This is a genomic window from Streptodolium elevatio (genome assembly GCF_040649515.1).
In the GTDB taxonomy this organism is placed as follows: Bacteria; Actinomycetota; Actinomycetes; order Streptomycetales; family Streptomycetaceae; genus Yinghuangia; species Yinghuangia elevatio.
Genome location: NZ_JBEZFP010000116.1, coordinates 18732 through 30822, shown reverse-complemented (window position 1 = coordinate 30822; position 12091 = coordinate 18732). Strand labels below are relative to the sequence as shown.

At 68.8% G+C, this 12091-nt stretch carries 12 protein-coding genes and 2 pseudogenes; 3 read left to right on the top strand and 11 right to left on the bottom strand.

What is annotated here, in order from left to right; genetic code table 11:
- The first annotated feature begins 77 nt into the window (after positions 1-77).
- Complete coding sequence (locus tag AB0C36_RS32795; protein WP_358361379.1) at positions 78-899, top strand: ROK family protein; 822 nt, start codon at positions 78-80, stop codon at positions 897-899.
- Positions 900-961: 62 nt separating this feature from the next.
- Here the strand turns inward: AB0C36_RS32795 and AB0C36_RS32790 are convergent, their stop codons facing one another.
- The 5 genes and pseudogenes from AB0C36_RS32790 to AB0C36_RS32770 all read right to left on the bottom strand — a co-directional run.
- On the bottom strand, positions 962-1783 hold the full coding sequence (locus AB0C36_RS32790) for an SDR family NAD(P)-dependent oxidoreductase (protein WP_358361373.1): 822 nt from the start codon (positions 1781-1783) through the stop codon (positions 962-964).
- Positions 1780-2589, bottom strand: coding sequence for an SDR family NAD(P)-dependent oxidoreductase (locus tag AB0C36_RS32785; protein WP_358361370.1), 810 nt, complete (start codon positions 2587-2589; stop codon positions 1780-1782). Before AB0C36_RS32785 ends, AB0C36_RS32790 begins: the two co-directional genes overlap by 4 nt.
- Positions 2590-2681: 92 nt before the next feature.
- Positions 2682-3884, bottom strand: a complete 1203-nt coding sequence (locus tag AB0C36_RS32780; protein WP_358361367.1) for a DegT/DnrJ/EryC1/StrS family aminotransferase — start codon at positions 3882-3884, stop codon at positions 2682-2684.
- Positions 3885-4401: 517 nt separating this feature from the next.
- Positions 4402-5184 carry a FadR/GntR family transcriptional regulator gene (locus tag AB0C36_RS32775; protein WP_358361364.1) on the bottom strand — a complete coding sequence of 261 codons (783 nt, stop codon included), beginning with the start codon at positions 5182-5184 and terminating at the stop codon, positions 4402-4404.
- Between the two features lie 163 nt (positions 5185-5347).
- A pseudogene (locus tag AB0C36_RS32770) lies at positions 5348-5506 on the bottom strand (GMC oxidoreductase); the annotation flags it as partial.
- On the opposite strand from AB0C36_RS32770, the pseudogene AB0C36_RS32765 reads away from it, so the two are divergent.
- Positions 5440-5897, top strand: a pseudogene (locus tag AB0C36_RS32765) (alcohol dehydrogenase catalytic domain-containing protein). The pseudogenes AB0C36_RS32770 and AB0C36_RS32765 sit on opposite strands and share 67 nt — an antisense overlap.
- Positions 5898-5991: 94 nt before the next feature.
- Here the strand turns inward: AB0C36_RS32765 and AB0C36_RS32760 are convergent.
- The gene (locus AB0C36_RS32760; RefSeq protein ID WP_358361360.1) at positions 5992-7092 is read right to left on the bottom strand and encodes a zinc-dependent alcohol dehydrogenase; all 1101 of its coding nucleotides are present in this window, start codon (positions 7090-7092) and stop codon (positions 5992-5994) included.
- A gap of 505 nt (positions 7093-7597) precedes the next feature.
- Here AB0C36_RS32760 and AB0C36_RS32755 point away from each other — a divergent pair.
- Positions 7598-8185: a hypothetical protein gene (locus AB0C36_RS32755; RefSeq protein ID WP_358361357.1), complete on the top strand. Its 588-nt coding sequence runs from the start codon at positions 7598-7600 to the stop codon at positions 8183-8185.
- Positions 8186-8548: 363 nt separating this feature from the next.
- Here the strand turns inward: AB0C36_RS32755 and AB0C36_RS32750 are convergent, their stop codons facing one another.
- The 5 genes from AB0C36_RS32750 to AB0C36_RS32730 all read right to left on the bottom strand — a co-directional run bounded on the left by AB0C36_RS32750 (position 8549) and on the right by AB0C36_RS32730 (position 11560).
- Entirely contained in the window at positions 8549-8707 is a 159-nt protein-coding gene (locus AB0C36_RS32750; protein WP_358361355.1) for a hypothetical protein, read from the bottom strand.
- 142 nt (positions 8708-8849) lie between these two features.
- The gene (locus AB0C36_RS32745; RefSeq protein WP_358361352.1) at positions 8850-9050 is read right to left on the bottom strand and encodes a hypothetical protein; all 201 of its coding nucleotides are present in this window, start codon (positions 9048-9050) and stop codon (positions 8850-8852) included.
- Between the two features lie 272 nt (positions 9051-9322).
- Positions 9323-9568, bottom strand: coding sequence for a hypothetical protein (locus tag AB0C36_RS32740; RefSeq protein ID WP_358361350.1), 246 nt, complete (start codon positions 9566-9568; stop codon positions 9323-9325).
- A gap of 631 nt (positions 9569-10199) precedes the next feature.
- The gene (locus AB0C36_RS32735) at positions 10200-10901 is read right to left on the bottom strand and encodes a 2-phosphosulfolactate phosphatase (protein WP_358361348.1); all 702 of its coding nucleotides are present in this window, start codon (positions 10899-10901) and stop codon (positions 10200-10202) included.
- Positions 10902-11356: 455 nt separating this feature from the next.
- Complete coding sequence (locus AB0C36_RS32730; RefSeq protein ID WP_358361346.1) at positions 11357-11560, bottom strand: cold-shock protein; 204 nt, start codon at positions 11558-11560, stop codon at positions 11357-11359.
- Positions 11561-12091 lie beyond the last annotated feature (531 nt).

Below are 12091 nucleotides of genomic sequence, written 5' to 3'. Positions count from 1 at the left end.
ATGCGTAAGTCGCGATCCCGGCGGGGCTCACGTGCGAGCCCCGCGCGGTAAAAAACAAGACGGGCTATGTGCTCCCCGTGGACCCCGCGCGCGGTCGCAGGGCTGCGACAACCGCTGGACTCGGCGACGCCAACACCGGCTGGAGTTGGGCTGGAGATTCTGTTCGGCGCGGCCGCCATGCACTATGCCCGTCCCGAGGTCATCGCGGCCACGCCCGGCCTCATCTGCGATCTGATGGGCATGGCCGTTCGCTGCAGATCAAGGCGGCGCACGATCTCGATGCGCTCCGAGCCAGGAAACGCGGTGCGGGCCGCGAACTCGGCGCCTACGTCCACATCTCCGGCGAGACCGGCGTCGGTGCGGGCATCGTCGTCGCCGGGGAGCTCCTTCGCGGTGCCCACGGCGCCGCCGGGGAGATCGGCCACGTCATCGTCGATCCCGGCGGTGCCCTTTGTCGCTGCGGCATGAGGGGCTGCCTGGAGCAGGTGGTGGGCCAGGACCCCGTCCTGCGTACAGCAGATGTCGGCACGAAGCCACGTGCCCCGGAACCGATTTCGACTGGTGTCGCGGAACCCTTACGGCGGCTGGAGAGCAACGACGACCGTGCGCACCGCGCGGTGCGCCAGGCCGGCGAAGGCCTGGGCACCGCGCTGGTCGCCGCGGTCAATCTGCTTGACCCGGCTGCCGTTGTCCTCGGCGGCCTGCACGCCCGGTTGGCCCCTTGGTTGATCCCGCATGTCCGAGCGGCGCTTGACCGGGGCGGCAGCCGAACACGGGGCCGCACCCCCGACATCCGTGCATCAGCCCTCGCCGCCGGAGGCGCTGTTCGTGGCGCCGCAGGCGAGGTCGTCGCCCGGGTGTTGGCCGACCCGCTCGGCATCACACGCGACGCCTCGTGAGCCGTGAGGCCTTCGGGTATGTGTACGCCGCGAACTTGGTAGAACCGGAGGGTCGGTGAAGGCTACGGTTCGAGAATCAGACCGGAGTTCACGTGCGTCACGGTCCCGGTGATGCCGCGGGCGGCGGGGGAAGCCAGGAAGAGGACTGTAGCGGCGATGTCCTCGGGAAGCGTGATGCGCCGCAATGCGGTGTCCTCAACCATTTCGTGACGTACGGCCGCGGGCGTGGTGTTCCGCTCCCGGGCGAGTTCCTCGATCCACGCGGACAGCTTGGCGTTCTCGGTTGTCCCCGGCGCCACCACGTTGACACGGATTCCGTCGCCGCCGACCTCACGCGCCAGGATCGCGGACGCGGTCTCCATCGCCGCCTTGGTGGACGCGTATGCGGCGAGCCCGGCGAGTTTCATGCGCGGAGCCTCGCTGCTGATCTGGACGATCGACCCGCCCCTGGAGCGGCGCAGGTGGGGAAGCGCCGCGCGAGTGACCTCAAGCACGCCCAGGACGTTGATGTCGAAGGCGCGGCGGAACTCGTCCCGTTCAAGGTTCTCCAGCAAACCTCCGGGGTTGTAGGTCGCGACGTTCACGACGACGTCGAGACGGCCCAGTTCGGCGACCGCTCCGTCCACCAGGGCGCGGACCGCGTCGGGATCCGCGATGTCGGTGGGGATGGCCAGTGCCCGCCGTCCGGTGGATTTCCGTACCCCGTCCGCAAGTTCGCGCAGCGGCTCGGGTCGACGCGCGGCAAGGACGACGTCGGCGCCGGCCTCCGCGAGCGCGAGCGCGGTGGCACGGCCGATCCCCGCGCCGGCTCCGGCGATGATCGCCACGCGTCCGGCCAACGTGCCGCCGTGTGGCGCGACACCCGCATCTTCTTCCCCGCTCATGCCCCGTCCTCCCGGTCCTCTTCGGGAACCGGCCGCCAGACGACGCCGTTGATGTGGCTGCCGCCGCCGACGAACAGCGTGTTGCCGGTGACATAGCGGGAGTCGTCGGAGGCGAGGAACAGCGCGGCCCCGCCGATGTCGGTCTCGGGGTCGCCCATGCGGCCCATGGGGTTGTTGGCCTCGGCGGCCGCGGCCTGTTCCGGGTTGGCCGCGGCGAACGCCGCGAACGCCTCGGTCTTGGCGCCCGGGCAGATGACGTTGGCGCGGATCTGGTGCTCGGCCCACTCGCGTGCGGCTGATCGCGTGAGCGCGCGAAGGGCCTCTTTGCCGACGTTGTACTCGGCTGTGTACAAATGCGCGTTGACGCCGTTCAGCGAGCAGATGTTGATGATCGAGCCTCCCCCGGCGTCCCGCATCGGCTCGAAAGCGGCCCGCATGGTCCACCAGCCCGCCCACAGCCCCATGTTCAGGCCATGGGCGAACATGGCGTCGGTCTTGTTCTCCAGACGGTTGGTACGTCCGCCGCCCCATGCGTTGTTGACCAGGACGTCGATCCGCCCCCAGTGGTCGACCGCCTCGGCGACGAGTCCCGTCGCGAAGTCCCGGTCGGTCACGTCGCCCACCAGGGTGAGCGTGTCGACGCCGAAGTCCTCGGCGAGTTCGCGCGCCACCGCACGGGCGGGCTCCTCGCGAATGTCGTTCACGACGATCCGACAGCCCTCCGCGGCGAACCGGCGGGCTATGCCCTTCCCGATTCCCGCGCCTGACCCGGTGATCACGGCGACGCGGTCCTGCAAGCGCGACACTCCTGCCTCTTTTCCTGGTCGTGGGGAAGTCCCCCCGATGGTGGCGCGCGCCGCGGCGGCGCGCGCCTCGGAGCATCCGTTCGGAGTGTCGGTCAGAGCGTCTTGAGGAAGTCGGCGATGTGGCCGGTGACGCGGGCGATGTCCGCGTCACCGAGGCCGTGGTTGCCGGACACGAGAATGCCCTGCCGCATGACCTGGTCGGCGTTGGGCAGCCCGTCGCCGGCGATGCGGTACGTGGAGTTCTTCAGCATCGGGTGCCGGGTGATGTTGCCGGTCCACACCGTGCGGGTGTCGACGCCGCGCGGTTCCAGGTACTGCTGAAGGTCGGAGCGGGTGAACCCGGCGTCCGGACGGATCTGGAACGTATAGGTGTGCCAGGCCGTTTCGAGCCCTTCCAGCTCGCGCGGCAGGATGAAGTACTGGGGGTACTGCGCGAGGAACTCGGTGTAGAGCGCGAAGTTGCGGCGCCGACGGGCGAAGTTGACCGGCACCTTCTTCAGCTGCTCGACGCCGAACGCCGCGCTGATCTCGTTCGGTTCGAAGTTCCAGCCGAGTTCGTCGAAGATGAACCCGCTGTCGTACGCGACCCCGTCCAGGTCCTCCCAGTAGCTGCGCTCCCCCACACCTCCGAACACCTGCACCTCGGAGCGCCGCCCCCAGCGACGCAGCAACAGGCAGCGCTCGCGCAGCGCGTCGTCGTCGACCAGGACCATGCCGCCGGTGCCGCCCGCGGTGATGATGTGCGACAACGCGAAGCTGGTCACCGAGATGTCCGCGCGCGTCGCGGTGGGCGTGCCACGCAGCTTGGGCGCAAGGGAGTCGCAGCCGTCCTCGATCACCTTCAGACCGTGCCGATCGGCGACCTCACGGACGACGTCCCAGTCCGGCGCGTTGCCCACGAGGTTGGGCAGGAGGATCGCCTTGGTCTTGTCCGACACCGCCGCTTCCAGCAGCGAGGCGTCGATGTTGAAGGTGTCCGGCTCCACGTCCACGAACACCGGGACCAGACCTGCCCGGACGATGGGGGCGACATCGGTGGAGAAGGTCAGCGGGGACGTGATGACCTCGTCGCCCGGCTGCAAGTCCAGCAGTTCGACCGCCAGGTAGAGCGCGGACGAGCCCGAGTTGCACATGATGCCGTGCCGCTTGCCGGTCATCTCGGCCACACGGCGCTCCATCTCCGCGACGTTGGCTCCGATTCCCAGCTTGCCGCTGCGCAGCACGCGGTTGACCGCCTCGATCTCCGCTTCGTCGTAGACGGCGGAGATGTACAGCACGCGCTTGTCGTCAGTCATCGGAGTCCTCTCGCAGCAGACAGGCCGGCGCCGGATGGGCACGCCCGGGAAGGTCGGCCGAGTCGGCCTGAAACATAGCTATCATGCATATGTTAAGGAGAACAAGGGACCACCAGGAATAAAAGATGGCTATGTTTGAGGACGCCGCGAGCCCGCCGGCGTTCCGGCTTGACCGGCGGCGGAACGGGCGCGTCGGTGCCCTGGACCGCGTGCCGGTGATAGTTGTCCCACTGCCGGGCAAGCGCCGTCGCCACCTCGGGCCGGTCACGGTCCGGGTCTTCGGTGATCCACCCGTTCAACAGCCCGGCCATCCGGCAATTGCTGTCCTGAGACAGCGAGAAGAGACCGCGTACATCGACGGAAGGACCTGGCCGTCAAGCACGCCCCAGGCAGCGGCGAATGCGCCGTGCCTTGTGCGGCCCCTGTGCTCGTACCGGCGCACGCCGACAGTGCGCAGTTCGTCGTAGATGTGCCGAGCGCGGGCCACCGGAGTGATCCGGCCCTTTGCGACCGTTGTTCAGTCTCCGGCTTCGACCGGGCGGCTTCCGTGGGCGCTCAGCGGGAAGGCGTGGGCGCCTTCGAGGTGGCGCACCGCGAGATGGTACGCGCCGACGTCGTCCCCGGCGGCGATGAGCTCGATCAACTGGGCGTGTTCCAGGGCCCCGGCCAGCCGGGTGGTCCGGCCGGTCTCCCGCAGACCCTCGGTCATCCAGAGTCGCTCCTGCCGACTCCACAGCTCCTCGACGGCGGACAACAGGATCTGCATGGTCTGGTTGCCGCAGTTGCGCACGATCGCCTCGTGGAACCCGCGCGTCGCGCGGATGTACGCCGCGCCGTCGTCCAGATGGCGGATCATCTCGTCGTGCACCGACTGGAGTTCCGGGACGACCGTACGATCCCGGTCGGGCCGCCGTGCGCACAGCCCCACGCAGACCGGCTCCAGGGAGCGCAGCGCCAGCGACAAGTCCTCCAACGGGACCCGGCGTGCCTGCATGACCATGCCGAACATATGCGCGGCGTCCTGCGGGCGCGGGGCGTGCACGACCGCGCCGCCGACCTTGCCTCTGCGGACCGTGACCAGGCCCTCGGTTTCCAGAATCCACATGGCTTGGCGCAGGGTGGTCCTGCCCACCTGGAATTCGGCGAGCAGGTCGTCCTGTTTGGGCAGGACGTCGCCGTCGCCGAGTTCACCGTTCAGGATGCGCCGCCTCAGCGTGGCCGCCACCGCCTCGGCCACCGCCTGGTGGTGGACAGGCGTGTGCCCGACGCCGACTCGTGGCCCTTCAACTGCGCGGTCCACCTGCGGGTTCACCCCTGTCGTCGGCTACGCCGGAGCCCCGGTCGGTCACGGATCATGACGACCAGACGATACCTGTCGCAGATCGGCGTCTGTTCCAGGACCACGTGATCGAGGGCGCCTGCCTCCGACGGTGAACCGCGCCGGCACTCGGGCGCTGGACTCGTCAACACACCTGCGCGACCCGTTCCGCCCCATACTCGGCCAGGGCGGTGACGAGCAGGTGCGTGTTGGCTCGCGGCACGGATGGGACGACCGATGCGTCGACGATGTGAAGGCCTGCAAGTCCGTGCACCGCGGTGCCTGAACCGACGGCGGCACCCTGAACGCTTCTGCCACGGCAGTGAGGAGACGAAAATGCGCGCGATCGTCCACACCCGAAACGGTGTCGAGACGCGGGACGATGTCGAAGTCCGCGCCCCCGAGGCCGGCGAGGTGCTGGTGCGGATCGCCGCGACTGGTGTCTGCCACAGCGACGTCAGCGTCTTGGACGGGGTGATCGAGTGGCCGACCCCCGCGGTGCTCGGTCACGAAGGGGCCGGCGTCGTGGAGAGTGTGGTGCGGGCGTCACCACCGTCGCGCCGGACGATCACGTGGTCATCACCACCATTGCGGCGTGTGGCATGTGCCGGTACTGCCAGACCGGGCACCCGAACCGCTGCCGTCAGACCCTCGAAACCCCACCGCGCCCTTCTCGCTCGGCGGCGAGCCGGTAGTGCCGTCCCCGGTGGGCGTGTTCGGCCTCCTAGGAGGAACGAGGCGGAACACGCCCATCGACTGTGCAGTGAGGCACGCCGGCGCAGGATGGGGTCAGTGCTGGTGCACCAGGCTTACGTGCACCGCGTCTTCGCCCTCCGCGCGGCGCTCGAGAAGGGCGATGCCGTGCTCGACGGTGTCGAGGGTCACGTGGGTACCCGCCATGGTGCGGGCGATGTCGGGCCGGTCGGCGAGGAGCCGGACGGCCTGCTCCATGGAACCGGGGGTGGACCCGGCGCAGCCCTGGATGGTGATGTTCTTCAGGGTGATCAGGTCGGTGAGCAGGCCGTCGACCGGGGTGAAGTGCTTGAGGCCCGCAAAGGCGATCCGGGCGCCGGAGTTGCCCGTCAGCTCGAGCGCCGTACGCACGGTGGCCGTCACCGGCGTCAGGTCCATCACAACCGACGCCATACGCCCACCGGTCAGCTCGCCGACACGGGCAACCACGTCCTCCGCCTCGGCGTCGACCACCGCGTGCGCGCCCAACGCCGTGGCGGTCTTGAGGCGCAGAGCGTCGGCGCCGGTTCCCGTGACGATGACCTGGCTCGCACCGCAGGCCAGGGCGGCAGACGCGCAGAGTAGGCCCTGATGCCCCGGGCCCTGCACCACGACGACGTCGCCGGGCCCGACCCGTACCGACGTCACCCAGTTGAGCGCGTTCGCGAGCGGCTCGAACACGGTCAGTTCCGCGGGTGTGAGGCCTTCGGGGGCCTTCATCACGTGGGTGTTGGGCAGGAGGCGGAGGTACTCGCCGTATCCGCCCCACAGGCCGCCTTCGTGGTCCGGGCCCATGGTGTAGCCGTAGAGCTGGAGGTTCGCGCAGAGCCCCGTACCGCCTGCCAGGCAGGAGGCGCACCGGCCGCACTTGACGATCTCGTCGACACACACGCGGTCGCCCTCGGCCACCCCCCAATTCGCCGCCGCCTCTGGGGTCACGGCGGTCAGTCGGCCGACGATCTCGTGTCCGGGGATCACCGGGCTGGCCTCCCCGGGGACGTGGCTCTGCCCGTGGAACTGCATGACGTCGCTTCCGCACATGCCCACCGCCTCGACCTGGAGCACCGCGCCGCCGACCGGCGGATCAGGGATCGGGAACTCCCGCACTTCGTAGGTCCCGTTCCCCAGGAAGACTGCCGCCCGCGCCTGGCCACCCATGATCCGCTCCTCGAATATACGAACTTAGAGGGCGATTATTCGAAAGATTGCTTGGTTGCGCCAGGGGTACGGGAGAACTTCTCCGCCCCGCGCCGGGCAGAGGCGCAGCCGGTGACATCGCCCGAGCACTGGGCATGAACAAGGCCACATGCCACGCGGTGACCGCCGGCCTCGCCGGCGCCGACTACTTGATTCGCAATCCCGCCGACAAGACGTTCAGCCTCGGCCCCGCACTGGTGGCGGCCGGCCGTGCGGCCGAGCAGGCGTACCCGGCCGTCCATCTCGCGCACGCCGAGGTCGTGGCGCTTGCCGAGGAACTCGGCCCGACCGAGCGGTCATCGAGCCCTGCCGATGACAGGACAGCTACGGCCGGCCCCGCGCCGGCCCAGTCCGCTCGCCCTGCCCCGAACGACGGCTTCGATACGAACGCGACGTCGGTGGTGCCGCTGCAATTGCCCGTCGCGAGACGTACGGTACGCAGGCACGAACACTGGAGAGGGAAAGTATGGGCGACTGGTTCCAGACGATCGTCGACATCGAGGCCACGCCAGAGGAGGCGCAGGTACTCGCGGCGAACATACTCGATTGGCTGATTGCAGACGGCTTCGTCTCAGCGGAACGTACCGACTGCGTCCTCGGCGCTGACACCGGGCACGCGCCAGGGACGCGTTACGGCGAAGCCGTCGAGGACCCGGATCCCGAACTTGTCAACGTGTGGAGCAACGGTCTGCAAGTCACTGTAGGACGTACGGTCTTCGATGCCGGGCAGGGCGAACCCTCGGCCGTCACGTGCCCGCACTGCGCAGCCGAGATGCCCCTCGGCGACGAGCACGGGCCGCTCGTCGAGGAGACGTGGGCCCGGTTCATGGATGCCATGGAATTGTGGGGCGAGGGCCACGACGAGCCCGTCGCGTGCCCGTCCTGCGGCCGGACAGCTCCCGTGCACACGTGGCTCTGGGCCGACAACTACTTCGCGTTCGGCCATCTCGGCTTCACGTTCTGGAACTGGCCCACGCTGCGCCCGGAGTTCGTCGTGGATTTCGCACGCCGTCTCGGTGGCCACCGCACCGTACTGCTCGAAGGCAAGCTCTGACACGGCTCTGTACGCCGAGTTGCGATGTCGCTTCGACGGCAGTTCGGAAGTCATACAAGCGTGCGCAAGGGCGATGTGCGCGAAGCAGCCAGGTAGCCGGGGCTGGCCGGCCTCGCGGTTGCCGCCAGAGCTCAGTAGGGCAGGGGCCGACCAGACGGCGTCCGCAGGTCGAGCGGAGGAGCCGGGCGTGACTGCGTAGGACGCTTGACGATCCGGATCTGCGGCATGGTCGGCCCCCTCCTCGAAGTTGACCAAGCCCTACCCAGCCGAAGCGCACACAACGCCGAGCGGCCACGACGGATCACACCGGAACCTCGAGCAGCGCGACGGACTCCCACCGCTGAGAAGGGAAGGTCGACGGGGTCACGCCGTCTGCGACGGCGGGAAGCAGCGGTGGCAGTACTCCAGGTCGGTGGGAGTCAGCTCGCCGCCCCCGCCGACACGGTCCTCGATCTCGTCGATGGCACGCAGCATGAAGTACGTGCCCGCGCACGCCTCGTGCAGACGCGGCGGCATGCCCACGATCCGCTCGTACCAGGAGATGCTTTGCGGACCGTGGCGTGCACGACCGCCAGAGACCAGTTCGTCGGGTCGCCGTCTTCCATCACGGGCTCCCCCTGACCGGTCGAGCGGGAACGGGGCCCGAGGGCCCGGACGAGCACGTTCAGAGGAGCGAGGCGCTGTTCTGGGCAACGGCGGTGCTGTCCGTCACAGCGGACACACCGTCCGAGGCAACGGCGGCGCTGTTCTGGGCGACAGCGTTGCTGCCGCTGCGATCGCCGACGTCCGCCGAAGCGGTGGTGGCACCGCCAAGGACGACAACGGCGGCCAGGGTCACGGTGAGGGGGAAGGTCTGCGGACGCATCGGCTCTCCTGTATGTGTGGGACACCAACGTCGCCTATCCCAATGCACTGACAGGGGCGCAGCTACCGATGCCTCCGAAGGTGGGCGTGTCAGTACCCCGTCCTCTCGCAGCTGCGTGACGGCGGCGAAGGCGGTGTGCGTTTGAGCCAGTTCCTGCGGCTGCTTCTTCTGCTCGGTCCCGCGCTTCGGGGGCTTGCGCCGTGTCTGTACGGGACGCGCGTTGGCCTCCGAATGCAGACGTTCGTCTGTTCGAGCACTGCGGGTCGTGGCGCTCAGTCGCCGCCGTCTCCACCTCCGCCGTCTCCTAAGCCGTCGCCGCCAGAGGACCGACCGTCGTAACCGGCCCCGTCGGCATCGCCGCTGTCGGCACCGTCCGACGAAAGGAGGTGCCCTGTCACCACGCAGACAACGATGACCAGCACGAGGAGAAAGAGGCTGTCCTCGACGAGAATCGCAAACAGGAACGCACCGGCAATCACAAGTGCCGCGCGCGACAAGATCCTTTGGTCCCGCGACATGGTCCCCTACCCTTCACCCGCGAGGACGACGAACCGTAGTTGGCGTCAACGTCCAGTACAGGGCGTCGACGCCCGACGTGGAAGCGGTTCGGCAGGTTGTGTTGCGCGACGGTAGGTGAGGACGAGGGCGACGTCCTAGCTGTCGACGAACTGCTGCAAAGAGGCCCCTGCGGCCTCCAGGTCGCAGGGCCGTGGTGAACACGGTGTCGGCGGCCTGGACCGATCCCGTTCCGGACTGGTTGTCTCCGGTGGCGCGAACGGCCGCGACTGTCGACGCGCACGCCGAACTCGCCGGGGACAGGAGAACCTGGCACCTGCACCCGTCCTGGACGCTGCGCGCCGAGCCGTCCGCCCCTCACCGCTTCCAGGCCACCCATTCAGCGGCGCAGATCCTCGGGACGGCGGTCCTCACCGGGCGGCGTCCCATGGGCGGCGTCACGGCGTCTGGGGCGCTTCCTGGAGTGGACCGAAGCGGCAGGACTGACACGCGTCGCGGGCCGCGCCTACCAGTTCCGCCACAAAGAGCCGCCTGCCGCCGCCCCGGAACCACCGTCATCGGGACACACAGCTGATGCCGCATATCCGACCGGATGCCGGCTCTCGCATGGCGAGAGTTGGACCTCGCCAGCGATCAGATCGACGCCTCGTCGGTCAGCGCAGGTACGGCGCACGAACGCAGGACCATGAGCGAGTCTTCCGAGGTCGCCACCATGGCAAAGGTGAACCGGTCAAGCTCAAGACAGAGTGCGACGTCATCGGGATGGACTCCTTGGCGCACACCCTCCGCCAACTCGGCGGCGGCGCGCGACGCGGCAGCTCGGCGGAGGAACTCAGCCGCATCCGTCCCAGCCTTGGTGACCCTCCGAGCGATGTATTGGGCGCACGCCAGATCTTCATCTGCCTGCCCATCCTCGCCAGTGACCACGAACGTGACACTGTCACTCTTGCGTGTGCGCAAGAGCCGAGCCGTTGCCTCCGCCACCACGAAGCTGGCGCACAGCACCAGCGACGCCTCCTTGACCGCAAGGGCGCCGACCGTCCCCGCCGTGGTTTTCTGCACAACAGTCCGTCCGCCAAGGTCAATAGACCGCAGCAGGCCCGGCGAGTTGACGGTGTCGAACCCGGGCGCCGGCGGGCCGTCTTTGAGCGCCACCCAATTCGAGTGGCGAGCCTTGAGTGCCAAGGCTTCGTCCAGCGACTCGGCAAGCACGATCTTTTCCGCCCCCTGGGCAAACGCCCAGGCAGCCACCGTGAACGCACGCATGACATCGACCACGACCGCAACGGACGGGGCTTCGACCAGCTCAGGGATGCCAAGGAAACGAGAGTCCATTCGGACCATGATCGCGCATGCCCGACCCGAGGTATTCAGAGAGTGAGATGCGCATCACATCCACGGTCTCGGAATACAACACCTCCGGTGTGACGCGCCTACGGTCTGCGGAGGGAGGCATCCACGGCCGCCCGGCCCGGGCGGCTGACGAGGCGACACGGGAGGTGCGTCACGGACCTGCGCTCGTCCAGCCAGGCGAACGCAGCGCGGATCTGCGGCACGGTCAGCCCGGTGGCGTGTTCCGACTCCGGACGCTGAGCGGTCCGCGGTGGGTCATCACCGCGCGGAAGACCTTCCCGGCTCACAACGCCACCGTGGCGTACGGACGGGTCCCCAACCGCCGACGGACCTACGTCCAGGCAGGGACGCGATCCCACGGCGACGGGTCAGCGCGCGACGCCCGCCCCGGGCAGCCGGGGCGGGCGTCGCGGAGCTGCGATCAGGCGGAGCTACGGTCAGGCAGGCACGATGTTCTCTGCCTGCGGGCCCTTTTGGCCCTGGGTGACGTCGAAGGTCACCTTCTGGCCTTCCTGGAGCTCACGAAAGCCCGAGGCGGCGATGTTCGAGTAGTGGGCGAAGACGTCCGGGCCGCCGCCGTCCTGCTCGATGAAGCCGAAGCCCTTTTCCGAGTTGAACCACTTGACGGTTCCGCTGGCCATTTGTCCTCCAAGGAGACGGATAGAGTCGGTTCCCGCGAGGCGCGGGAACCGGAGGTGGTCGTCCTGGTCCTCAGAGACTGCCGGACAGCACGTCGCCCGCGAACTCGCGCTCACGGACGGTACTTCGGAACCACGACTGCTGGACCAGACGCTACACGCAGATTGCCCCGGAGCAAGCAGTCTCCGCCTCCGCGCGGTCGTGGCCACCGCCTTCTCCGGCACCTACGCCGGTGAACCCGCTGCACACCGCCGCGACGAGGTCGCCTTGTCCGCGCGGGCCCACCGGGGGCTGCGACCGGCGGATCGTCGAACGCTCACCACCGGGATCCGCACCCCACTCGAGGACGACGACCGCGGTGCCGCCGGTGCGCGCGAAGTCCGGCAGGTGGAAGACAGCCGCTCAGCCCAGGGCGATGTAACACGGGGTGTACAGCCACCGCCCACGGCGGCCTCATCACCGGCGCATCCCCAGCCGCCGGACTCACCGAGAGCCCCGCCAGCTCTGTGCCGCGGCCTCCAAGCACCAAGGAC